Here is a 25,484-nt window from a genome sequence, read left to right as displayed (position 1 = left end):
AAAACAGTGTTTGGGGATTGGGTTAACGAGACATCGATGCGCTAATCCGCTAAAAAAACATTCCCCCTTATCGATTCCAATAAGAGGGAATATGATGCGCGATTCCGATTGTCATCAAACTGGAATTAACGTTTTTTAAAGCCTAGAAAGCCCCCTCGCGTAGTCTTGTTTACAGCTGGGGCGGTAGCAGCTGGGGCGGCAGCAGCTGGAGCGCTTGTCTTCGCGGTGGAAACCCTACGTAGGGTAGTCAGATTGGTACTGCCTGCTCCTTTTCCCGTAACAATGGTATTAAATCCTGCCATCTTATAGCGTGCCATTGCAGCACTAGTCACTGCTGAAGAATTGGGACGGGATATGCTCGGGGCAACAGCGACTGCTTTTGCTTGCGCTGCTGTTGTGACATTAAGCGCATAGCAAGGCATAACCAGTGCGAATGAAAGAGTCGTTCCTAAACATGCTTTGGATAATTTTGAATACAACATGATGAACCTCTGCAACAAATGAAAACACTTTTGGTAAGTAACAAATTACCTAGTTAAAAGTATAGTGCCCAGTGGGTTATTTTCAAACTCTCAGTTCATATTTTACGCTATTTTTATCTTTTACTTCCTCCTTTAACTCAATGCTTTGAGATAAGTGCATTAGTTCTGGCAAAAATGAATATTTAGGATTTTAAGGATTTGCACATCTGTATAAATACTCGTTAGGATGCTTATAATAGATTGATGGATGCTATGGGTGATTGGTTGAACCAAACTTTCACCCGGGCTATAAATAATGAAATCTATCTCGTAACGACGAACTCATGAGCCTTCATAAAGATTTATCCAAAGACACTGCGCTTAAATTCATTATCCTTACGGGGATTGTTAGTCTTTTTGCTGATATGACTTATGAAGGATCACGCAGTATCACCGGACCCTACTTGGCACTATTAGGGGCGAATGCAGCTGTTGTTGGATTTGTCTCAGGCTTTGGGGAGTTATTAGGCTATGCGCTGCGCATGGTTTCAGGCTACCTTGCCGATCGCACGCACAAGTATTGGACCATTACCATTCTAGGTTATACCTTTAATTTATTGGCTGTTCCTTTGTTAGCACTCGCCGGTCAATGGTGGATTGCCGCTGTTCTCATTATTACAGAACGCATGGGTAAAGGGATTCGTACACCGGCTCGTGATGCCATGCTTGCCCATGCTGGACAACAAAAAGGACTGGGGTGGGCTTTTGGCTTACATGAAGCATTGGATCAAACTGGTGCGATGTTAGGTCCTTTGATTCTTGCCCTAGCTCTTTATTTAAAATTAGAATATCGGTACTGCTTTGCCTTACTTTTAATTCCCGCATTATGTGCCTTAAGTACTTTATGGCTCGCCCGATGGCTCTATCCACGTCCTCAAGATTTGGAGGTACATCACGATACACTTGAAGTAACGGGCATGAATAGGAACACCGTTTTTTGGTTGTACTTATCAGGAGCCGCGCTTATTGCGGCAGGTTATGCCGATTTTCCTTTAATCGCTTTTCACTTTCAGAAAACCGGGATTTTATCTCCGCTGTGGATTCCAATTTCTTATGCTATAGCAAAAGGCTTTAATATAGTAAGCGCCCCATTGCTGGGATCTCTTTATGATCGTTATGGTTTTATTATTCTGGTGCTTATTTCCTTTTTATCTTGTTTTTTTGCGCCTTTAGTTTTTTTTGGCAACTCCAGTCTGGCTTTATCAGGGGTTATTTTATGGAGTATTGGCGTATGTGCCCATGAATCGCTGATGCGTGCGATAGTTGCGGGCATAGTACCTAAAGAAAAACGGGGTTCTGCTTATGGAGTATTCAATACTGGCTTTGGTGTGTTTTGGTTTTTAGGCAGCGTGATCATGGGCGTACTTTACGATATGTCCATTTCTGCACTGGTTATCTTCTCTATTGCAGTCCAATTGTTGGCATTTCCTTTTTTAGGGATTGTGATGGTCAATCTGAAAAAATAAGCCACCCTATGTTTGTGCAGCCAATTTTTTTAAAGGTTCTCCTGATAAACGAAACTGCAGTAAATCCGTCCGCGGTTTTGCTCCTATAAACTCAAAGAATTCAATGCCTCTTTTATTCCAAGTAACGGTATGTCCCTCCAACCGGCAACATTCTTTCTCAATTGCCAATCGAGCAAGATGCGACAACAACAATGTACCCAAGCCATAGCTCCGATAGAGTTCATCCACAAACAGATCATCGATATAAAGTATAGGTGCGCCTGCCGAGGCCGAGTAGGTGAAAAAATATAACGCATACCCCGCAGGTTTTTTCTTATATTCAGCCAATAAGACATAAAAATACCTATTTCGTCCAAAACCATGCGACGCAATTTTCTCTAAAGTCAACTGCACTTCTTCTGGTTTTTTTCGCTCATGTTCAGCCAATTTTTTTACTAAAGTCAGGATTTCTTCTTGATCTTTTTTCTTAGCAATTCGAAAAGTAAATTCCATGTCCTACCCCTCCACAACCCAAAATCTTAACCAAAACGATTTACTGGTTGATGACAATAAGGTGCTTTATGATGTTTGGCATAATAATCCTGATGGTATTCTTCTGCCGGCCAAAATGTTTGTACTGGAAAAAGACGAGTAGCTACTTGAAAACCTCTTTTTTGCAGCATTTGCATTAAAGTTTCTGCTTCTTCCAATTGTTCTTGAGTGTAATAGAATACGGCGCTTTGATATTGCTGACCTATATCAGGACCTTGCCCTGTTTTTTGCGTGGGATCATGTATTTCAAAAAAAACGTTTTAAAACCTGATGGTAGTCGGTTTTATCTTTATCGTAGATAACCCGTACGGCTTCATAATGTCCTGTATTGCCTTGGCACACTTGCTCATAGCTCGGTTCTGAAGTAACCCCACCTGTATAGCCCACCTCAACACGAAGAACCCCGGGTATTTGCTTTAAAAAATGATCAACCCCCCAAAAACACCCACCAGCCATGATGGCTTCTTCAGTATCCAATACCTGGCTGTCTGCCACAAAATCAATGGAAGCTGAATTAACACAATGACGCAAATTCTTCTGGGTAAAATATTCTCCAGTAAAAACATGTCCTAAATGGGCATCACAGCGTGAGCAGAGTATTTCCATACGTCTGCCATCGCGATCAGGAATCTGTTGTACCGCATGAACAATATTATCGTCAAAACTTGGCCAACCACAGCCAGAGCTGAATTGGCTTGACCCACGAAATAAGGCCAAACCACAGCGTCTGCACAAATAGGTACCGCTTGTCATTACAAAATTGTAAGAACCCGTATGCGGATATTCTGTGGCTTTATCACAAATTACCCTTTTTGCTAAAGGAGTTAAGCTGGCTGTTTTATCTAAATAAGTGTCCATAGACTTTACCTTTGTTGCCCTTGGCAAATTTTATCTGCTAAATAACCCACGGCCCCTGCATAATAGATAGAATTATTATAATGCAAAATCATCTTATAATTGGGGAAGGTTAAGAAGGTTGGGCCACCCAATGGCTGAACGATACTGCCTTGCAAATTTTGATAGGGCAAGGGTTTTCCATCTTCTGTACGCACCCCCATCGCATTCCATTCACTCACTGGTTTCACAATGGTTTTACCTTCTAGGGCCATATCAAATTTACGCGGCAACTTGACTTGGACTGCCCATGGCTCCCCCGTTTGCCATCCATTTTGTTTCATGTAATTTGCAATGGACGCAAAGACATCGGGTTTGCTCCTCCAAATATCTTTTCGACCATCTCCATCATAATCAACAGCGTATTTAACCCAACTCGAGGGTAAAAATTGCGGCTGTCCTGAGGCTCCAGCCCATTCCCCTTTGAAATCAGCCAAGCTGACATGGCCCTCATTCAAAATACGTAAAGCAATAAATAACTCTTTACGGAAAAAATCTTTTCTGTTGGAGTCATAGGCAAGGGTCGCCAAGGCTTTCACTACAGGAAAATTCCCCATATAAGTACCATAGCTGGTTTCCATCCCCCAAAAAGACACGATAAAGCATGGATTTACCCCATATTGCTTCGCTACTGCCTCCAATACAGACTGGTTTCTTTTATATTCCTTACGTCCTATCGCAATTCGATACGCATCGACCCGAGTATTGCGATACTTAATAAAAGTAAGTCGATGTTCTGGCTGCGAACGCAAAAGTCCTTTAATTTGATGGCTTGGCTCGTGGATTCCTGCAAAAGCTTCATCAAACGTCTCTGGCGAAACCCCTTGTTGCAATGCTTCCGCTCTGACACCAGCAACCCAATCCTTCCAATTCTGTTGTGCAAAGGCAACATGATGTACTAGAACACAGGCGATAATCGCAAGTCCCCACTTTTTCATAGCCCTTCCCCCTGATTCTTTTTGATTATCTGACTGCCATCTTAATATTTAAGATAGACCATATCTCTTAAAACCGTAGCCTGTTTTCTTATTTACAGCCTAGTAAAGCGCTGCGGAACCGCCTGTCACCCACCAAAATTCCAGTACGCTTCACTCAGACCTCATAGCACTCTGGCTGGCAAAGACAAGCGATTATAACGTGAGTATTACAATGCTTCCATAAATGCCGTTATATCGTCTTTCTCAGTTTGAGTTAACTGTAACTGCAAGATTAAGTTAAACGACTCAACCGTATCGGCCAGAGTTAACAAACGCCATCATGCAAGTAACGTGGAGAATCAGCAAATGAAAAAGAAAAAAAGCTGGATGTTAAGACCATCACAGCCAAAGATTTTTTTAACATATGCAAGTCCATTTAACGATAAAAATGATTTTTCATCATAAGGTACTTATAAATTCCATGCAATAGAAAGGTAATTGAACTTTAATATCTTGCCTGGTGCAGGGCAGCGGAACCTGCAGCGCTTTTACCGTCATCCCGAGTGCAGGGCGCTTATTGTTGTAGCACAATGTATTGGGATATTCCTCATGCACTTGAGATGACGAAAGTTCTGCTGCCCTGAGCCCAGGTTACAACTCAATCCGATTACTCACTCCGGAGAGAAACTACGGGCTCTAATTTTGCAGCACGTCGTGCGGGATAAAAACCAAAGAAAATACCAGTGGCTGCCGAGACCAAAAAACCCGCTAGAGGAGGGAGAAGATAGATTGAAAAATTCCAATCACTAAAATAGGCCAAAATACGTGTAAAAATTAAACCTAAAATCACTCCAAGAATCCCTCCCAGCAAAGAAAGCATCACTGATTCCACTAGAAATAATGCCTGAATCTCGCTATTTTTAGCACCAACTGCTTTACGAATACCAATTTCTTTTTTACGCTCACTGACTGAAACCAGCATAACATTCATCACCCCAATTCCACCCACTAAAAGTGAAATTCCACCAATTACCGCAAGCAATAAAGTAAAAATATGTCCTTGATTTTCCATACTGGCAATAATTTGTTTGGCACTACGTGAAAAAACACTTAGTTTCGGAGCGATGGAACCAATAATTTGTTTTATTTCTTCAATCACCTCATCGATAGGGCTATCCGGTTTCAACTCCAGAACCACATTATTCACTTTCGCATCTTTACTCACCAGACTAATTCCAGCCAATGGAATGATAGCGGCCTGATTGATGTCTTCATTAAAAAATCCATTTTCTTTCCAAGGCTCAGCCACGCCGATGATTGTGTATAAAGATTGTCCGATGCGTAATTGTTTGCCAATGGGATCATCAAAACTAATTTCTTGGATTTGTCGCGCTAAACCTGCACCAATAACACAGTAATGTTCATAGGACTCAACAAAAGAAACAAAATGACCGGCAGCTAATTTGATGTGCACGATTTTTGCCAAATGCTCATTCGCGCCAATAACAGCTCCTTGCATTTGTTTACCTTGAAAACTCAAGGGTTGATATGCCGTACTGTAGGGTGCCATATCGACAATGTAAGGTATTCGCTCCGGCAATTGTTCCCATTGAGCTACAGAGACAGATTCCATGCTCCCAGATTTTTCAGTCGTTTTAGGATAAACAGCTACTGCCAATAAATCGGTACCTAATGCCTTGAATTGAGCTAACGCTTTTTCGGTAGCAAGTTGGCCACAACTAATTAAAGCAACCACCGCAGCAGTACCCACTAAAATGCCTAAAACTGCTAAAAAAGAGCGTAACTTAGCGGCAGTCAAATTCACCAAAGCTTGCTGACAATGTCCTGCAAAATTCATGATGCAGTCTCCGTCATCACGAAACCATCCACAAGTGTGATTTTTCGCTGACATAAAGCGGCAATCTGCTCATCATGGGTGATCATAATGATACTACGTCCCTGAGCATGCAAACTTAAAAATAAATTCATTACTTCATTACCCGTACGTGAATCAAGAGCACCTGTCGGTTCATCTGCCAAAATCACTTGTGGCTCGGTTACCAAAGCACGCGCAATGGCAACGCGTTGCTGTTGTCCACCGGATAATTGCGTAGGTCGGTGCTGTGCATACTGCTGCATACCTACCCGCTCAAGAGCCACAAGCACTCTTTCCTTAATTTCAGCAGCACCAACACCTCGATAAATTAACGGCAATGCCACATTTTGCAAGGCACTAAATCTTGGTAATAAATTGAATTGTTGGAATACAAAACCAATGTTTTGATTTCTTAACTCAGCTAACTCATCATCGGTTAAAGCGGCAACATTACGATTTTTTAATAAATAGGTTCCCGCATCTGCCTTATCCAGAAGTCCCATAATATTCATTAAAGTCGATTTACCAGAACCGGAAGCACCTACAATCGCCAATAAATCTCCTTCATTTACGGTCAGCGATACTTCTTTTAAAATCGTGGTGCTGATTCCTTCAAGATGATAAGTTTTAACAATATTAGAGAGCTTCATTAACGGTTGTTGATTTTTTTTAATCGTGCTGGGATCTAGCGGTTTTAATGCCGGAGTCAATTGCTTCAGAACGCGCCCCTCTTCAAAGACATTGCTTTTATCGCAATTTATAACGAGATCATTCATAAACCACCACTTCGCCGGCCTTTAAACCGCTCTCAACAACCACTAAATCCGCCTGTGCGGCACCGGTCGTAATCACGCGCTTTTCCGTAACATTGGGCTTAGTTTGCACGTGCACCACACTTTGGCCTTTCTCCCGCTTTATTGCAGCAATCGGTACTAGAAGTTGTTTCCCATTATCAACACTAATTTCTATGGATGCGCTCATGCCCACTTTGATCCAACGTTGCTGCTCAGCAGTCAGGTTTCTCACTTCAACTACTGCAGTAAAAAAAGGTAAGCCATTGTTCGTGGATGCCTGCGCATTGACTACCACTAATTGCCCTTTTAATTGATATTTACCGAATGCAACCCCACTTACTGTCGCGTCCATGCCTGTTTGAATTTGCGTGATATCAATTTCAGGGACATCAATTTCAATACGGATCCCCGATAAATCACCAATTAAACCAATAACTTGACCTGACTTTACGGTAGAGCCTACAGTAACGCGTGCACTTTTATCCTCACCGGCTTTCGGTGGGTACAGGAGTATTCCATCACCAGACGCTTTTAAACGAATCAGATTGTGATTCGCCGCCAAAATGGTTTTTATCTTATCGAAATCAGCCAAACTTAAAGCAGATAAATTTTTTGGACTGTTTTCATCTAATTTTTCCAACATTTCAGTCAGCTTTCGTGTGGATTGCATTAAAGTAACCCGGCCGGTATCTACATTTGATTTTTCACTCATGTAATTATTTTTGGATAATAGACCTGAATTCCATAAGTCCTGAGTCCCAACAAATTTAGCCTTTGCTATGGTATAACTGTCTTTGGCTTTTAAATATTCCGTTAAGGTCTCGTTAAATTGTCTTTGTAACTCAGTTGAGTTAAGCGTTAAAATCATATCGCCTTTTTTAACCAATTGCCCATAATGAAAATTCATGGTTTCAACCACGGCTTCGATTGGACTGGCAATGGTATTTTCATGCAACGGTTGCACCGTTCCCGTAAAATGTAGGGTCTTATGCAGGGTTTGTTCTTCGACTTTATAGCGGTGTAATGCAACCGTTTTTTTCTTTTCGTGATGACCACATGCGGATAGAAGAAGCCCACTCAATAATAAAATGATAAATTTTGATTTGTATAACCTATTCATCCACCATACCTTAATTTAATGTGCCAATGCTCCAACGTTGTTCCCAAAGTCCTTTGCAGATTTGATATCTGATTGAGATAGGCCATCTTTGCATTGATTAATCCAGACTGTGCTTGAATCAGCTGATTCTGTGTGTTGTTCACATCCAATGCACTCGATATCCCCGCTTGCTGTTTTTTCTTCTCCAGGGCATAAGACTGCTCTGCCAATTTCACTTGTTTGAGTGCTAATTGATAACGTTTTGCCAAACTTCTTATATTGTTAATGGTATTGGTTATATTCGTTATTAATGCTCGTTTAGTAGCCAGTAAATTTAAGCGGTCTTTTTCCAAACGTACTTTAGCGTTTATCAGTTGGCTGCGACGACCGATATCATGTAAAGGAACAGTTAGGGTCAAACGCGCTGCTTGCGTGATGTTGTTTCCATTGTAAATACCATTCAATCCACCATTAACGCCAGTGACATCATTCACCACCCCACTTTGCACGTTTCCTGACACATCCAATTGCCATAATTGTTGATTTTTTAGCCACCTTATAGGCTCGCTCATCGGCTCGCAATGTCATTTTTTGTGCTAAATAAACGGTATTATGATTCAATGCCTGATCAATGGATTGCTGTAAATTGGGAACTGCGAGTTTATCTAATGCAACATCACTGGGAACTGAGATATGCATTTCTGGATCAAGACCTATAGTCTGCAAAAGATCCTGTGATGCGGTTTGAAAATCATTTTCAGCCTGTTCTACCATTAAACTTAAGGATTCGATTTGGTAGGATTGCTGAATATTGCCTGTTGGTTCTAATTGACCCGCCTTGATTTTTTTTTCATTAATCTCATAAGATTTTTTTGCTTCTTTTAACTGCAATCGTTGATTCTGCAAATTATTACCACTCAAAATGAGCATTCGATAAGCCATAATGACTTGTGTGACTTGATCGGCAACTGACTGTTGTAAGTTTAATTTGTTTAACCACTCATTGTCCTCGGCATCTAAAAGCGCTGCTTCATTTACAGACTTCCCAAAACCACGCAATAAAGGCTGGGTTAAAGAAAAATTCAATACCGGATTGTAATTGTTATTTTCATTGACGTTATTATTTATCGATAAATTGGCTTCTGTGCCGAGTTTCGTTTTCAAATTGAACTCGGGACTGGCTAATAGCGTATGGGTCGTATCCGTACCCACACCATTGAACCTGCTTTTTTGCAGTACTCCAGAAGCACCTAAAGCATATTGCAGTTCAAACTGATTGTGCGCTAAACGTAATTGATAGCGTTGTACGATACGGTCTAGCTCGGCATTTTGAATGTTGGGATTGTAGCGTAAGGCCAATAAAATCGCCTCTCTTAGACTCAGCTGATGAACTTTTTTATTACGGGCTGCCGGTGAGGTGGGTAACTCTATCCAGTTGTGTAACATAAATTCAGGATTTTTGATTGCTGTTTGCAATCGTTGCTCTGCTTGTTTTACTTGTAAATCGTCACTTACCGGAATTGACCAAGCATTAAATCCGAACAGGGAGCAGATTACAAAAGATATAACGGCCACCCATCGCTTAGGTACCGCCCCCATTGCCATTAAGTTAACGAATTTTCCTTCGCCCCACGGGGAGAGGGTACCCATTAAGGCGGATGAGGGTATTGATTTTGACCAGTGAACCCTCTCGCCTACCCCCCTCCCACGAGCGAGAGAGAAAATTCTTAACTTGATGGCAATCAAGGCTGAAGAGAAGAAGCTCAACTTGTTTCGTAACATCATTTATTATTCCAGACTGCGAATCGTTGCATATCCTGCAAACGTAATGCAGTTAATTGGCCACCCCAAAGACATCCGGTATCTATTGCATGAATTTTGGGATTAGGACATTTCCCCATTAAAGCAGCCCAATGTCCAAAAACAATATCTACATCAATTTCTTTACGACACGGTACCTCATACCAAGGATAAAGATTTGCGGGTGCTTGAGCAATAGTTCCTTTATAACTCAGCTCGAGCCGTCCTTGTGCATCGCAAAACCGCATGCGCGTATAATAATTAGTAATCACCCGCAGTCTATCGGTCCCCTTGAGCTCATCTGACCAGATATCGGGCTGGTTTCCATATAAATTCGATAAAAATTCGCGATAATGTTCACCTGCCAGGACTTCTTCGAGCTCCCGGGCAAGCTGCATTGCCTGTGGCAAGTCCCACAAGGGACAAATTCCCGCATGACACATAACCACTTCAAGTTCTGGCGAATAATACAAAATGGATTGTTTTCTTAACCAATGGCCTAGGCTTTCACCATCAGCAGCATGCATTACTTCCTGTAAGGTATCATCGTGTCCTTTCCATGGCCTACCCCCAAAGAGGGAGGCTAACAAATGTAAATCATGATTGCCAAGGGTCACGCGGGGCGTAACAGGTAAAGAGCTGACAAAACGTAAAACCGCCAAAGATTCAGGGCCTCGATTTACCAAATCACCAACAAACCACAGCCGATCCGTTTTGTCATCAAAATCAATGAGCTCCAATAACCGTTGCAATGGTTCATAACAACCCTGCACATCCCCAATTGCATAATCAGACACCGTTTTTTGCTCCCGGCTTAAGGCCATGTCCTTCATATTCAAAGGCTTGCCATTTTCCTGCCGCGTCTAATTTTTGCAATGAATGAGTCAAACCAGTGCTTTGTTGCTGAGTAAACTGACTACTAAATTGTGCTTTATGAATCAATTCTGTTGCAGACATAGATTCAACTTTTCCTGTACTCATTTGCACAACCTTGACGGATTCCGGTAAAGCGAGAGCATACTTAGAAAATACAACTCCAGTTTCCATTTGATTTTTTGTTTCAAATCGGCTGAGAACCCCACCATCAGCAGCAAGATTATGTAAGCCTAAAGATAAAAATCCATTTTGAACCGCTTGCCAATTTTTATATTCAGGATGTTCACGAACGAATAGTTGAAACATTTCTGCACACATCAACATCCCCCCGGGGACCATAAATAACGGGGCTTTGTTAACCATAATTCGGCCTTCACCTAAGGCTTTTATCATCCATTGGATAAACTCCATACCTACGGTCTGTTCTTTTTCTAATAAGGTTTCGGGTTGTCCGCCAGAGAAAGTACCTGCACGGTAACGACCACCACTATGAGCAGCAGTACCTCTCACCATAAATTCAAGTAAATAACGCTGGATAGCAATCGCTTCGGCTCGAATTAAGATGGCGCCTAACGTACCGGCAGAACGTTCATCTTCATTTAATAAGGCAAGCCACACTGCAAGAACCTCGGGATTAGACGCTAACCAGGCAAATCCACTCGCAGGCATTAAGGTTCTTGCCAACAATAAATTGAGACGACGTCGAAATTCAATTTCGGGCTCTTTTTCAAATTCGTAAAAGTAATAAACCCCAGTACTGGTCATATTTTCAAGCAGCGGGTTCCATTCTTTTAAAAATTGTCCATTGGCATCATAAAAACTCACACGATAATCAACGAATAACTTGCCTATCCCTTGCAGCATTGCTGCTGAAAACAGTGCATATTGCCAAAGTTTTTGTTCTTCGGAGAGTAGATCAGGCTGATCCTGTACCATGAACTCCTGAAAGAGGCTCAATGCCGCTTCAGTACGATTCAGCGCATGATCCACAAGCCCACCTTGCTGTGAATAATAACTATTTGTCGTTTCTGGTAAATTTTGACAATAGTGAACGAGGTTATTAATCAGGATGCCGCATAAACTGTCATATCGCGCGGTCTCCAGACCCGATAACATTCTCATTCTCTTAAGTAGTGTCTGCCGCTTATCTTCTGACAAAATAAGGTTTGCATTAACAATGCGTGTTAAATCTTTTAAAGATTTACCTTGTGAGGACAAGGAACCTTTACGCTGACGTTGACGATGAAACAAGGCCATCTCCATAATAATTTAGTAACTCCAAGATTGAAAAATTATGTCCATGATGATTAATTTTACACTAATTGGAAATAAATTTCGCTAGTTGAACATATTCAGGAATAGAAATCTGTTCTGGTCTTTTATTTCCATCAATTCCCAAAGTACTCAATTGCTCAACCGTTATTATTCCCTTTAAATTGTTATTCAGTGTTTTTCGGCGCATAGCAAAAGCACTCGCCACCAATCGCTCCAGCTGCGCCACAGAAACTATTTCAAAGGGTGAAACACGATGGGGTATAAGGCGGACCACCGCTGAATCTACTTTGGGTTGTGGATCAAATGCTTCTGGGGGTACATCAAACAAATGCTCCACAGCACAATGATACTGCAACATCACCGTTAACCGGCCATAGGCTTTAGTGCCCGGTTGTGCTGCCATACGCTCTACAACTTCCTTTTGCAGCATAAAATGCATATCTTCTATGTATGAAGCAAATCGTAACAAATGAAGTAGCAATGGAGTGGAAATATTATAGGGTAAATTACCTACCACACGTAATTGAGAGCCAAATTGGCTGTAATCCAGGGTTAACGCATCTGCAGCAACCAAATGTAATTTCCCCTGCGCGATAGGGCGCTCTGCCAGATATTTTTGTAAATCGGTATCGATTTCGACAGCGGTTAAATAATTTAAACGGCGCAGCAATGGCTCAGTTAACGCACCCAAGCCTGGACCAATTTCCAGCATATTATCTTCCGCTTGCGGATTGATTGCGCGTATAATGTCATCAATAATGTGCCGGTTTTGTAGAAAATTCTGGCCAAACCGCTTACGTGGGCTATGCCTCACCTTAGTTCACCCCATAAATAAAAAACCAATTATAACGTGCATCCTCAATAAAAAGTAGCCTAAACAAAACGAAGTAGAATGCGGGTTTTCCATGACCAACACTCAATCGGCTTTAAAATCCAAGCATGAAATTTAGATTCCCAAGTTAACTCAAAAAAGCCGTCCAAAATGAGCCTTTTGGGGGTACTTGGGTATAGCATAAACTTCACAATTTGGTGTAAAATTCGCCCACTATGAACAAGGCTGGGATCTTTATGGCTTATAGAAAAATGTTAAAATCCAAAATTCATCGTGCTTGTGTCACTGAAGCCGATTTGGACTATGAAGGAAGCATTACTATTTCTCCAGAGCTTCTTAAAGCGGCAAATATATTGCCTTATGAAGCAGTTAATGTATGGAATATCACTGCAGGTACTCGATTTGAGACTTATGCGATTACCGGCAAACCAGGCTCTACTGAAATTTGCGTTAATGGAGCAGCAGCACATCTAGTCACTCCTGGGGATTTAATCATTATTGCCTCTTTTACCCAAGTTTTGGAAGAAGACTGTGCAAACCTGGTTCCAACTGTAGTTTTTGTTGATCAATTTAATCGTTTAAGAGAAATAAGACCTGAAAAAATTGGAATGAAAAGCAAAGAACTTGCGGAAGTTTAAAACTGCCATTTTTTCATGGGAGGAAATGTTCCCTTCTCCCGTCATCTCGAGCAGCGCAAGGGATCTCCTCATTGAAATACGCTGCTACAGCATTGAGCTCCCTTGTTGCACTCGGGATGACGGAACATAGGAAGGACGTGCCCGGAGGATGGATGAGGGTACTGATTGTGATCAATGAACCCGCACCCTGGCCCTATTCCACCCTAGGAGGAGGGGATTCCTTTTACCTTAATGAGAGTGATAAGGTAATGATTCTAACCTATGCATAAACAATACTCATGCTCAATCATCTTTTAGAACTGCGCCGTCGTGGATTACAGACCCTGATTTGGTTTGGCGGATTATTTTTTATTTTCTTTTTTTGGGCGAATGATTTATTCCAGGCGCTTGTTAGCCCGCTACTGCACTCACTTTCTGCTCAGGAAGGCTTAATTGCTACCCAAGTAACCTCTCCAGTATTTACGCCACTTAAATTGGCTGCGGATGCGGCACTATTACTAAGTGCTCCAATTGCTTTATTTCAATTTTGGCGGTTTATCAGTCCCGGCCTGTATCCAAGAGAACAAACTACGCTGCGCATCGCCTTAAGCTTCAGCCTCTTACTGTTTCTTGCTGGAGTTTTATTTTGTTTTTATCTGGTCCTGCCATTTATGTTCCATTTTTTTGCCCATGCACTGCCGAAAGGGGTGCGTTACATGCCCGATATGAGTTATGCATTGGATTTTATTACTCGAATGCTCATGACCTTTGGATTTTGCTTTCAAGTGCCGTTAATTTGTTTTGTCTTAGTGCGTTTAAACATCATTGAGGTTGTGACGCTAAAAAAAATCAGACCCTATGTCATTGTTGGCGCTTTTATTGTAGGGATGTTACTGACTCCCCCCGATGTGTTTTCCCAAATCATGCTCGCGGTTCCGCTTTGTCTGCTCTACGAAACCGGGATTATTCTGGCCATTTATTTCATTTAAGCTGTTTTGCATTTATTTTAAACAAAAATAATGCTCACTTAATGACCATTCAATGATTTTGTTTTATAATCAGTGCCCATATTTTGATCATTTAGATGTGAGCGTAAAATGATAGAGAAACATGAATTAGTCGGACAGTATGAAGAGAAACAAAAGCAAATCGTTGCACAAAGAGAAGAAATTGCCCGGTTGCAAAAGAGAAAGTTAGAAATTGAACTACGGATTGAAAAATATAATACAGATAATAAAACTATCATAACAAAAACGGTCCCTGAGACTTTAGAACTCATACACTTACAGGCAAGCGCTTCAGAGCATCTCGATACCCTAAATAACGAAGATGTTTTAAAACATCTTCAGGGACAATTTGATATTATCGAGAAGGCCAAAACGAATTATCAAGAAATAGCACATCCCGATAAGACAGAGAAATTATTAAATTTTTTGCAAGCCGTGCAAAATCACCTTAATTTAGGTTTTAACGCTTATGATCCTAACGAACTTGCAAGACTTGCCAATGAATCAGGTCTTCCTAGCCGTAAAAACCCTGCAAATACCGGTTTTAAACTGATGCTGGAAATTTTAGGAGAGGATCCATCGCATTATTTTTTAACTTGGAAAAGTACCGATTATAAAAAATTATCCACTATTGTTCCCAAAAAAATTGCAACACAAGAATTTGCTTGCAACGAAGATGAACATTATTTAGGCTCACTCTCAAATACTTCAAAAACATTGGAACAACTCAAAAGCAAATTAACTTCCAACTTTGAAGAGCGCGATAAATTAGCCGCTGAAGTCAATGAGCTGTCGTTGCGAATCACACAAATAGACGCCGTTACCATTAGGGAACTCGAAGAGCAAGCAACAGCACTTGATCAGAAAATTAAAGAGATAGAGCAAAAGGAAGAGCAGGACAGACAACGAGCCCGAGAGCAACAACAGGAACTAGAACGACAACAACGACTGCAGCAAGAAGAGTTAGTCCGCCAAGAAGAGTTAAAACAACCACGTGTGATTCTTGCCAATGAATTTAAAAAAATGCTTGAAAACTATAAACAGGAGCGTAACCAGAATAAGTATTATCGTGCTAAAGATTATTTTGACGCAACTGATAAGGAGTTTCGCGAACAATTCATAGACGAGTTAGTTAACGAAAATACTGGGTTATTCAAAACCTACGTGGACTCCGGAAACAGTGACGCGTTGCTGAAGAAAATTATGACTCAAATTGATGAATTTCCTGGAGTCAAATTGCAAGCGACGCTGAGTCGAATTGCAGTGAAGCTCATGGATGCAGATGCGAGACCTGAAGCAGTAGAGAACCTTTCTACCCAAGTACGCCAAGCGCTTTCCGCTTTGAAAAAGAAAAAAGGTAAAGAGGAACAATATGCCCTAAAAATGCATGATTTATATGGAAAAATTACAGATATAGAGCGTTATGCAAGAACCTTGTCCGAGCCTCAAAAGGGAATAATAACAAAACTTGCTGCGGATCTTACAAAAGATGTCGATCAATTCGTTTATCAAAATAAAGCGGGGCTTCCCAGTAAAGATGCCTACCAACAATTTGAAATGAAAGTTAAGGCACGATTACACAGCCAAGATGATGTGATGAGTGGACACACACCATGGTATGTAATCCTCGGCAATTTCTTATTAAGCGTGGCTACATTAGGCAAGTTGGTTTGTTCAAAAGCTCTGACTGGAAGAGCAACGCCCTTCTTTGACAAAACGGCAGCTCAAAAAGAAATTGAAGCTCCGGTGGATGAAGCCTTGGAAGACATCCGAACGCTATTCGAGATTTAATAATAATTAGAGTAATCTGCCAGCTTAAATATCATCCCCGCGCAAGGCGGGGATCCAATTTTTACGCAACAAAAAACCCTTTCAGAAAGGGATGCACCCCTCCTCAGAATGAAAACCCAAGTAGAGTACACCGACATCCATTCCCTGAAAACTAGGGCTACTATAATAGTAATAAGTTTTTTAAATTTGTATTATTCAGCCTAATGTTGTTATTACGATAAAATGAATATGTCTAATGAATTAAGATTGACACAACACCTACACGCCCAGGCATTATTACGTCAAAATGCCGCTTCTCGCTTTCAAAAAATAAATCAACAATATGATAAAACTGATCCCAGATTAAAAGAAGAATTAAAAAATATAGTCCTTAAAAAACTCAGTGAAACAAAAAAATTAGCCCTCATACTAGTCGACATTCAAAATGACTTCGTGCTAGAAGACTTTGCCTTATATGCCCCGGGTGGCGAACATACTTTGTTTCGTAATATGGCATTACTTGATGCGGTTAGTGAACTCATTATCGATTATCCCAGGCTTGGGCATCATCTTGAGATTATTACCACTCAAGATGCACATGTGTTCCAACGGACTCTAGACAACATCGATGCTCAAATCATGCTGCAAAGTTATGGGATAGTGCATACGCAAAAAACACTAAAGATTGAACACAATGAATTGCTGCCATTTAATCCGCATAAGGGTCAATATGGACTCCATTGCCTTAATGGCACCATCGGTGCAGCGATTTCTCAGCCCATAGAGGAACGACTAAAAAATCTGAAAGAAAATATCCCGATTTATCGCTTTGCTAAAATCAATTTTTCCGCTCCTGAGGCAGGAATGAAACTTAAGGAAAAAATTGAATTAAGTGATCCTCAATTTTTAAATACAGGGAACCCCATTTATGATGAGAGTGCTCTGTCATTTCTGCAGTTTTTTCACAATCAAGCCTACAGCGAGCTCATGCTTACTGGCATATGCGGAAATATTTGTGTACAACAAGCTGCTGAAGGCTTGGCAGCGGCTGGAGAAAAAGTATGCATCCTGGATCCCTGCGTTCACTATCTGATTATTCCAGGCATCAACTCATATGATGAAGTGTGGACAGCGGTTCAGCACGCGTATGCAGAACAAGGCATACTGACTATTGAATTGCCTCATTTTCGCTCGAATCCAGAGTGATAACCATTAGAAAATGAAGCAAATAAGAACAAATTAAGACCCAAACAAACAATTTGCCGACATAAAACCAGAAGCCCAACAATTTGCTTTTTGATTCATCAGCCATCAATTTTGAGTCATTATTTTTTCTTTGTCTTTTCTTTACCCTTCAAGCTTATTTCATTTCGTCCGATATATTATTCAAAATGCACAACAAAGAGGCTTAGATGGACAAAATTGCACAATTCAATATTGGAGATTTAGTCATTCATAAACACAGCCGCTACAGAGCGATTGTTGTCGATGTAGACCCCTTATTTCAGGCTTCGGGTCGTTATAATCCACAAGCACATAAACGCGAATTTGCTACGCGCAATCCGTGGTATCGCTTGTTGGTTGATGACAGCAGCCAAATCACTTATGTGGAGGAATGCATGTTGATCGCAGATACCAGCCGAGTGCCTATTAACAATCCGCATATTGGATTTTATTTAAAAGAAAATGGAGGACATTACAGTAATGCACATCCCCCACATTAGATGGTCTTTGCAGCCCTGATTAGCGCAGCGTAATCGGGAAGATCTGGCTCAATTCCCCGGGTCAGGGCTTGCGCCTGACCCAGGCTACTTTTTATGTATTTCTTAAAATTAAAACTAACAGCGCAATAAAACCAATCAATACAAGCGCCAAAACCCCCATAGTAAAAAAACTTTTATTTAAATTTTCTTTGCTAAATTGTTCAGGGCTTCCTTTTATCGCGCGGTATAGAATAAAAATAATCAATCCGGCACCAATAAGACCTAGGATTTGGTATAAAGTCTCCATAAAATGCTTCCTTATTTTGCTTCAAAACTAAATGCATCTGAGAATAAATGAGCAGGTGCAACCCCACTATTGACCAATGCATCACGTGTACTGTACACCATATCAAAAGGTCCGCTAATCACTATTTGCCATTCACCAAGATCTTGTGGATGCTTGGCCAGTACCAAGGAGGCTAGCGGCACGCCGTTATCTTCTGATACCGAAGAAAAATAGTTAAAGCGACTCACATGAGCTTGCCAAGCCATTACTTTTTCATCCATATATAAATCATTTTGCAAACGAGCGCCCCAAAATAACTCAAAAGGCCGAGTATCTGAAGTCGATAATAACTGCTCGATCATCGCTTTTACTGGCGCAAATCCAGTTCCACCCGCGATAAATACTATAGGACGGTTTGGATACAAATGCTCAATGGAACAGGTACCAAAAGGCAAACGAAGAGTCACCGCCCCCGATTCTTTGATATGGGCAAATAACCGCTGATTGTAGGGATTATCCAAGCTATGTCGAATATGCAGTTCATATTTATGCGATCCTAATGGCGCATTAGCAATAGAATAGCTAAAAGCTTCTTCGTTAAAAATAATTTGTAAATATTGTCCCGCTTGATAATCTACGTAAGTCTCTGGAGTCAAAACCAAGCGCATAATACTGTCTGTCAACGGTGAAATATCGTCTACAAGAGCTTTAACTGTTTTTTCCTTCATTTGTCCAACCCCAAAGACGACCAGTAGCCATTGACCTTTTTTATAATCTCTTCATCCATCACAATGGGCACCCCCCATTCTCTTTGAGTTTCTCCAGGCCATTTACTTGTTGCATCCATGCCAATTTTTGAGCCTAAACCTGAAACGGGTGAAGCAAAATCGAGATAATCAATGGGGGTATTTTCCATCATTACGGTATCTCGTGCAGGATCCATGCGGGTCGTCATCGCCCAAATCACATCCTGCCAATTACGCGCATCAATATCATCATCACAAACGATTACAAATTTGGTATACATAAATTGTCTTAAGAATGACCATACCGCCATCATAATTCGCTTCGCATGCCCAGGATATTGCTTCTTGATGGTCACCACGGCTAAACGATAGGAACATCCTTCAGGCGGCAAATAGAAATCAACAATCTCTGGAAACTGTTTCTGTAACAAGGGAATAAATACTTCATTTAATGCAACACCTAAAATGGCGGGCTCATCAGGTGGCCGGCCAGTATAAGTACTGTGATAAATGGGGGAGTCTCGATGCGTTATGCGCTCCACAGTAAACACCGGGAAAGATTGGACTTCATTATAGTAACCGGTGTGATCCCCATAAGGCCCTTCTGGCGCCTCAATCCCAGGTTCTAAATAACCTTCGAGGATAATTTCCGCACTTGCAGGTACATGCAGATCATTTCCAATGCACTGCGTCAAACGGGTGCGTTGGCCGCGTAATAATCCAGCAAAAGCATATTCAGATAAAGTATCAGGAACAGGGGTTACGGCTGCGAGTATTGTTGCAGGATCAGCACCAAGCGTCACTGCAATTGGAAAACGTTCTCCAGGATATGCTTTTTGCCATGCCTGGTAATCCAATGCACCGCCTCGATGCGACAACCAACGCATGATCAATTGATTTTTACTCAACAGCTGTTGTCGGTATATCCCCATATTTTCACGCGTTTGATGCGGTCCTTTGGTGGTTACGAGCCCCCAAGTGATTAATGGGGCAGCATCTTTAGGCCAACAGGTTTGAATAGGTAATAAAGTCAGATCGACTTCATCTTTTTCCCAAACATGGTTTTGACATTCTGCACCACTCACATATTTTGGTGCCATATTTAATGCCTGTTTTAACAAAGGGAGCTTATTAAACGCGTCCTTAAATCCTTTAGGTGGATCAGGCTCCTTTAAGGCAGCCAATAATTTGCCAACCTCCCGCAACGCACTGATACTGTCTTCACCCATTCCCATCGCCACACGCTCAACAGTACCAAATAAATTGGTTAAAACAGGCATGTGATGGTTTGGCGTGTTCGTAAAGAGAAGAGCAGGGCCACCAGAGCGAAGTACTCGATCACTGACTGCCGTCATTTCAAGATAGGGTGATACAGGATAGGTGATGCGTTTTAATAAATCACGTGATTCAAGTTGTGCAATAAAATCTCTTAAATCAGAGTATTTCATTTATAATCCCCTAGTAACCTCGCTGCCATTTCAAGAAATTTTCCTTCTCCCTGTAGGGAGAAGGTGCCCGTCAGGGCGGATGAGGGTATTGTTTAATCGCCCTCACCCCTACCCCTCTCCCACGAGTGCGAGAGGGGATTTCTTCTTGACTTATGGCAGACAGTCCTGAAAGGAGCTTAACAATTCCCGGGTTTCGGCTCTTTGGGCCTTCACCCAGGTTGCATTTTTTATATGTACTACTCTTGCCGTTTCATTGCATCAAAGAATTCAGCATTGGTTTTATGATTCTTCATCCGCTCAAGCAAGAATTCAATCGCATCACATTCATCCATAGACTGCAGAATTTTGCGCAATATCCAAGTGCGTTGTAGATCTTCAGGGCTTAATAACAGATCTTCACGGCGTGTACCTGAACGGTTAATATTAATCGCAGGGAAAACACGACGTTCAGCAATATTACGACTCAAGTGGATCTCCATATTACCGGTTCCCTTGAATTCTTCGTAAATCACTTCATCCATTTTAGAACCTGTGTCTACCAGAGCTGTAGCAATAATAGTCAGACTACCACCCTCTTCAATATTACGCGCGGCACCATATAAACGCTTAGGTCTTTGCAACGCGTTGGCATCAACACCCCCAGTAAGTACTTTACCAGATGAAGGAATCACCGTATTGTAAGCTCGCGCCAGACGAGTAATTGAGTCAAGCAAAATAACCACATCACGCTTGTGTTCCACCAGGCGCTTGGCTTTTTCAATAACCATTTCGGCAACCTGAACGTGGCGGTTCGCAGGCTCATCAAAAGTACTAGCAACCACTTCACCTTTGACAGAACGTTGCATTTCAGTTACTTCTTCGGGACGCTCATCAATCAATAACACGATGAGGTAACATTCAGGATAATTCTTTTCTATAGAACGTGCGATGTTTTGCAGCATTAGTGTTTTACCTGCTTTGGGTGGAGAAACAATCAAACCACGTTGTCCCCGACCAAAAGGAGCACACAAGTCAACAACTCGCGCCGTCAAATCTTCGGTACTGCCGTTTCCTTGCTCCATGACCAAGCGCTCGGTAGCAAATAGAGGAGTAAGGTTTTCAAATAAAATTTTTCGTTTAGCACTATCAGGTGAATCGTAATTGATTTCATCAACTTTCAATAAAGCAAAATAACGCTCACTATCTTTGGGAGGACGAATTTTACCTGAAATCGTATCACCAGAACGTAAACCAAAACGTCTGATTTGGCTGGGAGATACATAAATATCATCAGGGCCTGCCAAATAAGAGCCATCGGCAGAACGCAAGAAACCAAAACCATCAGTCAGGACTTCTAAAACACCATCACCGTGGATGTCTTCACCCTTTAAGGCGTGGGCCTTAAGAATGGCAAAAATAATTTCTTGTTTGCGCATACGGGAAGGATTCTCGACACCAATCTCTTGTGCGATGTTAAAGAGATCGGCAATAGGCAATTGCTTAAGTTCACTAAGATTCATACTTCTCACTTGATTGGTTGATTAATTTCGAATTGGATATCCGGGAAAAATATTATTCAAGAATAGCAGCTAAGGATTCTGCTGCCTATGTGATATATTTGTATTATATCACATATTGCAACAGGCTATCACAGCTTTACTATAAGATACAACATTTTTTATATAGAAAAATAAAAAATTAAACGTGGCTCTCAACAAAAGCACTTAATTGAGATTTTGAAAGCAAACCCATTTTTACAGCTTCAACCTGACCGTTTTTAAATAAAATCAATGTTGGAATACTCATCACACCAAACTTTGCTGGTGTTTGTGGGTGCTCATCGATATTAATCTTGGCAAAAGTTACTTGCTCACCATGAGTAGCAGCCACTTCTTCCAATATAGGGGTCAATGCGCGACATGGACCACACCATTCAGCCCAAAAATCAACTAAAACAGGCTTATTAGCATGGATTACATCCTGTTCAAAACTTGCATCTGATATTGTTTTAATAAGATCACTCATGAGTCAACCTCTGTTGTTTAAAATAAGTTAATCGCCAAACTCACTCTGCATCAAGGAATATATTTATATTAGTAGCATTATGCTTTTAGATTTTCGCATTGAGAGAGACTGACTACAAGTACTATTATAGATCACCGCCTATCGCTTGCAACAGACTTAATGCAGTAAGTGCCGCGGTTTCTGTGCGTAAAATTCTTGGCCCTAGGGATAAAGGTTGAAATCCATGCTGACATGCCAATTGAACCTCGTGATCACTTAATCCTCCTTCCGGGCCAATAAGCAATGCAATCGCAGCAGATCCAATCATATAATCTCGCCAATTCTTATTCTCCCCTGGGTGCAAGATCAATTTCAATCCAACCTGAACCTCACGGACATAATGTTCTAAAGCGATGGGTGAATTTACTGCAGGAACTTGATTCCTTCCTGATTGTTCACACGCGGCAATGACAATGGCCTGCCATTGATGGAGTTTTTTTGCCATTCGCTCCTTATCTAATTTGACGACACACCGCTCCGTAATAAGAGGAGTAATACTGGTCACACCGAGTTCGACTGCTTTTTGCATGACGAACTCCATGCGCTCCCCCTTGGAAATCGCTTGAGCCAAATGGATAGCCAATGGTGATTCACGACTTACCTCATTTATCGAACCGATGACTACAGTGACTTGTTTTTTTTTCACAGCAACTATAGTTGCGTCAAACTCGCGATCATCACCAGAAAATAAAGTGAGCTTTTCACCAACCTGCATACGCAAAACAACCCCAACGTGTTGACTGGCTTCGGGAGATAATTCTAAATGTTGGCCTGTATGGTAGTTTCCAGATTGATAAATACGTACTGCTCTCATGTGCTGGTGGTTCTCTTATGTAGCCTGGAGGCTTTGAAAGTCCGAATTAGCATTATGTAATCCGGGTTTATAGGCAAAGAGTCTGGTTTTTTACCACGGTTCCCAGGCTACGGATCACTAATTATGCCAATACTATAACAAAAATTACTTATTTTTGCCCTATGTGTTAGAATTTTTTATTTCACTAGGGTCTAAGGAAATTAAAAACCATGAGCAAAACACGCATAGAATCTGATAGCATGGGTGAAATCGCTGTCCCTGCCGACAAATATTGGGGTGCACAGACTGAACGATCATTACATCACTTTAATATAGGCAAGGACATTATGCCGCGTGAAGTCACTCACGCTTTTGGTATCTTAAAAAAAGCCGCCGCATTGACCAATTTGGACTTGGGCAAGTTACCTAAAGATAAAGCAGATTTAATTATTCAGGCTGCCGATGAGGTGAGTAAAGGAATGCTAGATGAGCATTTTCCTTTGCATGTATGGCAAACGGGCAGCGGCACGCAATCCAATATGAATGCCAATGAGGTCATTTCAAATCGTGCAATTGAACTGGCTGGCGGAACCATGGGTAGTAAATCGCCTATTCATCCTAATGATCATGTGAATATGTCTCAATCTTCAAATGATACATTCCCGACAGCGATGCACATTGCCGCAGCTATTGCTTTTAATAAGAAATTAATCCCTGCAGTAAAAAGTTTGCGTGATGCCTTGGCGGTTAAAATGGCAGCATTCAAAGATATCGTTAAAATAGGCCGAACTCATTTACAAGATGCGGTGCCAATCACTTTAGGGCAGGAATTTTCTGGTTATGTTGCCCAGCTGGATGCGTGCCTGCAACGTCTTGAAGGAGCATTGCCTGAACTTTACGAATTAGCTGCAGGGGGAACTGCTGTAGGAACTGGTTTAAATACTCATCCACAATTTGCCACAAAAGTTGCCCAACACATTGCCCAGATAACCCAATTGCCCTTTGTTACCGCAGAGAATAAATTTGCTGCGCTGGCCTCACACGAAGCATTAGTTAATGCCCACAGTGCCATGAAAACACTGGCCTGTGCTTTAATGAAAATTGCAAATGACATTCGTTGGTTAGCTTCTGGCCCACGTTGCGGTATTGGGGAATTGATCATTCCAGAAAATGAACCTGGATCTTCAATTATGCCTGGAAAAGTCAATCCTACCCAATGCGAAGCCATGACTATGGTTTGCGCGCAAGTGCTGGGAAATGATGCAACGGTGGGTATCGCTGACAGCCAAGGTAATTTTGAACTGAATGTATTTAAACCGGTAATCATCTTTAACGTACTGCATTCACTCAATTTGTTAGCCGATACCTGTCATTCATTTCAAGAATTTTGTGCCGAAGGAATCGAGGCCAATCATCAGGTGATTGACTATTATCTGCATCATTCTTTAATGCTCGTCACGGCACTTAATCAACACATAGGCTATGATAAAGCCGCAAAAATCGCTAAAACGGCACACCAAGACAATTCTTCCTTGCAAGAAGCAGCAGTTAAACTTGGAATTTTAACCGCTGAGCGTTTCGCGGAACTAGTAAGACCCGAAGAAATGATTGCTCCGCAGTAATTCATTAGGGGCTGTTGACAGCACATAAATTCCATCTCGGTTTCGCCAAGAGATTCGAATTGTCAGCAGCACCTAGAAAAATCACTTGAAAATCGATGCCAATCTGTTGCATAGTTTGCCCCCCTGTTAATTTGAAGGTGTGATCTCTTTGAAAAAGAGAGAATCTACGTCATTCAATTAACCTATATGAAGTAAAAATGGACTTTGCTTCCAAAAGTAATGTAAGGATGAAACTAATAAAAAACTTATAGGAAAATAAGGTTCAAGTATGAAACATAAAAGAGAAATCCCTGTGGCTCAAAAATTTGCAACAGTTAATGCGGATCACAAGAATGCACGAACAACTCATCAGTTAAGCGACAAGGCGTGCAAGAAAAAAGTGAGCTTCTTTGGAGATCGAGCTTCCCGGCAAGCGGTACGAGATGAAATGATTAAAGATGGTCTGGAATTAATGCAAATTCAGACAGAAATGGCAGAAGAACGCCAAGCAAGAGAAGATGAAATAAACAGCAGTGTTCCTTTTAGTCAGTTTAGAATGTAAGAGCTGGGCCGTCAGGCCCAACTTATG

At 41.4% G+C, this 25,484-nt stretch carries 23 protein-coding genes and 2 pseudogenes; 8 read left to right on the top strand and 17 right to left on the bottom strand.

What is annotated here, in order from left to right; translation table 11 throughout:
• Window positions 1-125: 125 nt before the first annotated feature.
• Complete coding sequence (locus EL022_RS03690; protein WP_028382412.1) at window positions 126-482, bottom strand: hypothetical protein; 357 nt, start codon at window positions 480-482, stop codon at window positions 126-128.
• A gap of 323 nt (window positions 483-805) precedes the next feature.
• On the opposite strand from EL022_RS03690, the gene EL022_RS03685 reads away from it, so the two are divergent.
• Complete coding sequence (locus EL022_RS03685) at window positions 806-1,987, top strand: MFS transporter (protein WP_028382411.1); 1,182 nt, start codon at window positions 806-808, stop codon at window positions 1,985-1,987.
• A 6-nt stretch (window positions 1,988-1,993) separates the two neighbouring features.
• On the opposite strand, the gene EL022_RS03680 is transcribed toward EL022_RS03685, so the two are convergent.
• From EL022_RS03680 to rsmA, 10 genes and pseudogenes are all read right to left on the bottom strand, one after another.
• Window positions 1,994-2,479, bottom strand: a complete 486-nt coding sequence (locus tag EL022_RS03680; RefSeq protein WP_028382410.1) for a GNAT family N-acetyltransferase — start codon at window positions 2,477-2,479, stop codon at window positions 1,994-1,996.
• A gap of 26 nt (window positions 2,480-2,505) precedes the next feature.
• Window positions 2,506-3,376, bottom strand: a pseudogene (locus EL022_RS03675) (bifunctional methionine sulfoxide reductase B/A protein).
• A 5-nt stretch (window positions 3,377-3,381) separates the two neighbouring features.
• Window positions 3,382-4,350: a lytic murein transglycosylase gene (locus tag EL022_RS03670; RefSeq protein WP_028382408.1), complete on the bottom strand. Its 969-nt coding sequence runs from the start codon at window positions 4,348-4,350 to the stop codon at window positions 3,382-3,384.
• 646 nt (window positions 4,351-4,996) lie between these two features.
• Entirely contained in the window at window positions 4,997-6,187 is a 1,191-nt protein-coding gene (locus tag EL022_RS03660; RefSeq protein ID WP_028382407.1) for an ABC transporter permease, read from the bottom strand.
• Window positions 6,184-6,855, bottom strand: a complete 672-nt coding sequence (locus tag EL022_RS03655; protein ID WP_028382406.1) for an ABC transporter ATP-binding protein — start codon at window positions 6,853-6,855, stop codon at window positions 6,184-6,186. The genes EL022_RS03660 and EL022_RS03655 overlap by 4 nt, the downstream gene beginning before the upstream one ends.
• A gap of 118 nt (window positions 6,856-6,973) precedes the next feature.
• A complete protein-coding gene (locus tag EL022_RS03650) occupies window positions 6,974-8,119 on the bottom strand; it encodes an efflux RND transporter periplasmic adaptor subunit (RefSeq protein WP_028382405.1) in 1,146 nt (381 codons plus the stop codon).
• Window positions 8,116-9,703: pseudogene (locus EL022_RS03645) on the bottom strand (TolC family protein). Before EL022_RS03645 ends, EL022_RS03650 begins: the two are co-directional and overlap by 4 nt.
• 176 nt (window positions 9,704-9,879) lie before the next feature.
• Window positions 9,880-10,695: a symmetrical bis(5'-nucleosyl)-tetraphosphatase gene (locus EL022_RS03640; protein ID WP_028382403.1), complete on the bottom strand. Its 816-nt coding sequence runs from the start codon at window positions 10,693-10,695 to the stop codon at window positions 9,880-9,882.
• A complete protein-coding gene (locus tag EL022_RS03635) occupies window positions 10,688-12,037 on the bottom strand; it encodes a conjugal transfer nickase/helicase domain-containing protein (protein WP_035901335.1) in 1,350 nt (449 codons plus the stop codon). Before EL022_RS03635 ends, EL022_RS03640 begins: the two co-directional genes overlap by 8 nt.
• 55 nt (window positions 12,038-12,092) lie before the next feature.
• Window positions 12,093-12,863, bottom strand: a complete 771-nt coding sequence (gene rsmA / locus EL022_RS03630; RefSeq protein WP_028382401.1) for a 16S rRNA (adenine(1518)-N(6)/adenine(1519)-N(6))-dimethyltransferase RsmA — start codon at window positions 12,861-12,863, stop codon at window positions 12,093-12,095.
• 254 nt (window positions 12,864-13,117) lie between these two features.
• Between rsmA and panD the strand changes: the two genes are divergently transcribed.
• From panD to hspQ, 5 genes are all read left to right on the top strand, one after another.
• Window positions 13,118-13,519 carry an aspartate 1-decarboxylase gene (panD, locus tag EL022_RS03625; RefSeq protein WP_028382400.1) on the top strand — a complete coding sequence of 134 codons (402 nt, stop codon included), beginning with the start codon at window positions 13,118-13,120 and terminating at the stop codon, window positions 13,517-13,519.
• A 278-nt stretch (window positions 13,520-13,797) separates the two neighbouring features.
• Window positions 13,798-14,487, top strand: a complete 690-nt coding sequence (gene tatC / locus EL022_RS03620; RefSeq protein WP_028382398.1) for a twin-arginine translocase subunit TatC — start codon at window positions 13,798-13,800, stop codon at window positions 14,485-14,487.
• Window positions 14,488-14,595: 108 nt separating this feature from the next.
• Window positions 14,596-16,296 (top strand): hypothetical protein, encoded by a 1,701-nt coding sequence (locus EL022_RS03615; protein WP_028382397.1) that lies wholly within the window; start codon window positions 14,596-14,598, stop codon window positions 16,294-16,296.
• Between the two features lie 228 nt (window positions 16,297-16,524).
• Entirely contained in the window at window positions 16,525-17,481 is a 957-nt protein-coding gene (locus EL022_RS03610; protein ID WP_241972237.1) for an isochorismatase, read from the top strand.
• Window positions 17,482-17,687: 206 nt separating this feature from the next.
• Entirely contained in the window at window positions 17,688-17,999 is a 312-nt protein-coding gene (hspQ, locus tag EL022_RS03605) for a heat shock protein HspQ (RefSeq protein WP_028382395.1), read from the top strand.
• 91 nt (window positions 18,000-18,090) lie between these two features.
• On the opposite strand, the gene EL022_RS03600 is transcribed toward hspQ, so the two are convergent.
• From EL022_RS03600 to EL022_RS03575, 6 genes are all read right to left on the bottom strand, one after another.
• Window positions 18,091-18,285, bottom strand: a complete 195-nt coding sequence (locus tag EL022_RS03600; RefSeq protein WP_028382394.1) for a hypothetical protein — start codon at window positions 18,283-18,285, stop codon at window positions 18,091-18,093.
• 11 nt (window positions 18,286-18,296) lie between these two features.
• Window positions 18,297-18,992 carry an NAD(P)H-flavin reductase gene (locus tag EL022_RS03595; RefSeq protein WP_028382393.1) on the bottom strand — a complete coding sequence of 232 codons (696 nt, stop codon included), beginning with the start codon at window positions 18,990-18,992 and terminating at the stop codon, window positions 18,297-18,299.
• Entirely contained in the window at window positions 18,989-20,458 is a 1,470-nt protein-coding gene (ubiD, locus tag EL022_RS03590) for a 4-hydroxy-3-polyprenylbenzoate decarboxylase (RefSeq protein WP_028382392.1), read from the bottom strand. Before ubiD ends, EL022_RS03595 begins: the two co-directional genes overlap by 4 nt.
• 236 nt (window positions 20,459-20,694) lie before the next feature.
• The gene (gene rho, locus EL022_RS03585) at window positions 20,695-21,957 is read right to left on the bottom strand and encodes a transcription termination factor Rho (RefSeq protein ID WP_010652211.1); all 1,263 of its coding nucleotides are present in this window, start codon (window positions 21,955-21,957) and stop codon (window positions 20,695-20,697) included.
• Between the two features lie 178 nt (window positions 21,958-22,135).
• Entirely contained in the window at window positions 22,136-22,462 is a 327-nt protein-coding gene (trxA, locus tag EL022_RS03580) for a thioredoxin (protein ID WP_028382391.1), read from the bottom strand.
• 124 nt (window positions 22,463-22,586) lie between these two features.
• Window positions 22,587-23,315 carry a 16S rRNA (uracil(1498)-N(3))-methyltransferase gene (locus EL022_RS03575; protein ID WP_028382390.1) on the bottom strand — a complete coding sequence of 243 codons (729 nt, stop codon included), beginning with the start codon at window positions 23,313-23,315 and terminating at the stop codon, window positions 22,587-22,589.
• Between the two features lie 209 nt (window positions 23,316-23,524).
• Here EL022_RS03575 and fumC point away from each other — a divergent pair, with 209 nt between their 5' ends.
• Together fumC and EL022_RS03565 are read left to right on the top strand one after the other, a co-directional pair.
• On the top strand, window positions 23,525-24,916 hold the full coding sequence (gene fumC, locus EL022_RS03570; protein WP_028382389.1) for a class II fumarate hydratase: 1,392 nt from the start codon (window positions 23,525-23,527) through the stop codon (window positions 24,914-24,916).
• A 268-nt stretch (window positions 24,917-25,184) separates the two neighbouring features.
• Window positions 25,185-25,457 carry a hypothetical protein gene (locus EL022_RS03565; RefSeq protein ID WP_051544514.1) on the top strand — a complete coding sequence of 91 codons (273 nt, stop codon included), beginning with the start codon at window positions 25,185-25,187 and terminating at the stop codon, window positions 25,455-25,457.
• Window positions 25,458-25,484 lie beyond the last annotated feature (27 nt).

The organism is Legionella cherrii (genome assembly GCF_900635815.1).
Taxonomy (GTDB): Bacteria; Pseudomonadota; Gammaproteobacteria; order Legionellales; family Legionellaceae; genus Legionella; species Legionella cherrii.
The sequence above is the reverse complement of the archived record's forward strand: the minus strand, read 5'-3'. Positions and strand labels throughout refer to the sequence as shown.

Excerpts from the sequence above, each read along its gene's own strand:
- EL022_RS03650 (WP_028382405.1), bottom strand. The coding sequence starts at position 8,119 with ATGAATAGGTTATACAAATCAAAATTTATCATTTTATTATTGAGTGGG.
- EL022_RS03660 (WP_028382407.1), bottom strand. The coding sequence starts at position 6,187 with ATGAATTTTGCAGGACATTGTCAGCAAGCTTTGGTGAATTTGACTGCC.
- fumC (WP_028382389.1), top strand. The coding sequence starts at position 23,525 with ATGAGCAAAACACGCATAGAATCTGATAGCATGGGTGAAATCGCTGTC.
- panD (WP_028382400.1), top strand. The coding sequence starts at position 13,118 with ATGGCTTATAGAAAAATGTTAAAATCCAAAATTCATCGTGCTTGTGTC.
- rho (WP_010652211.1), bottom strand. The coding sequence starts at position 21,957 with ATGAATCTTAGTGAACTTAAGCAATTGCCTATTGCCGATCTCTTTAAC.
- EL022_RS03565 (WP_051544514.1), top strand. The coding sequence starts at position 25,185 with ATGAAACATAAAAGAGAAATCCCTGTGGCTCAAAAATTTGCAACAGTT.
- EL022_RS03575 (WP_028382390.1), bottom strand. The coding sequence starts at position 23,315 with ATGAGAGCAGTACGTATTTATCAATCTGGAAACTACCATACAGGCCAA.
- tatC (WP_028382398.1), top strand. The coding sequence starts at position 13,798 with ATGCTCAATCATCTTTTAGAACTGCGCCGTCGTGGATTACAGACCCTG.
- ubiD (WP_028382392.1), bottom strand. The coding sequence starts at position 20,458 with ATGAAATACTCTGATTTAAGAGATTTTATTGCACAACTTGAATCACGT.
- EL022_RS03615 (WP_028382397.1), top strand. The coding sequence starts at position 14,596 with ATGATAGAGAAACATGAATTAGTCGGACAGTATGAAGAGAAACAAAAG.
- trxA (WP_028382391.1), bottom strand. The coding sequence starts at position 22,462 with ATGAGTGATCTTATTAAAACAATATCAGATGCAAGTTTTGAACAGGAT.
- EL022_RS03685 (WP_028382411.1), top strand. The coding sequence starts at position 806 with ATGAGCCTTCATAAAGATTTATCCAAAGACACTGCGCTTAAATTCATT.
- EL022_RS03680 (WP_028382410.1), bottom strand. The coding sequence starts at position 2,479 with ATGGAATTTACTTTTCGAATTGCTAAGAAAAAAGATCAAGAAGAAATC.
- EL022_RS03670 (WP_028382408.1), bottom strand. The coding sequence starts at position 4,350 with ATGAAAAAGTGGGGACTTGCGATTATCGCCTGTGTTCTAGTACATCAT.
- EL022_RS03655 (WP_028382406.1), bottom strand. The coding sequence starts at position 6,855 with ATGAAGCTCTCTAATATTGTTAAAACTTATCATCTTGAAGGAATCAGC.
- hspQ (WP_028382395.1), top strand. The coding sequence starts at position 17,688 with ATGGACAAAATTGCACAATTCAATATTGGAGATTTAGTCATTCATAAA.
- EL022_RS03610 (WP_241972237.1), top strand. The coding sequence starts at position 16,525 with ATGTCTAATGAATTAAGATTGACACAACACCTACACGCCCAGGCATTA.
- EL022_RS03600 (WP_028382394.1), bottom strand. The coding sequence starts at position 18,285 with ATGGAGACTTTATACCAAATCCTAGGTCTTATTGGTGCCGGATTGATT.
- EL022_RS03635 (WP_035901335.1), bottom strand. The coding sequence starts at position 12,037 with ATGGAGATGGCCTTGTTTCATCGTCAACGTCAGCGTAAAGGTTCCTTG.
- EL022_RS03690 (WP_028382412.1), bottom strand. The coding sequence starts at position 482 with ATGTTGTATTCAAAATTATCCAAAGCATGTTTAGGAACGACTCTTTCA.
- EL022_RS03595 (WP_028382393.1), bottom strand. The coding sequence starts at position 18,992 with ATGAAGGAAAAAACAGTTAAAGCTCTTGTAGACGATATTTCACCGTTG.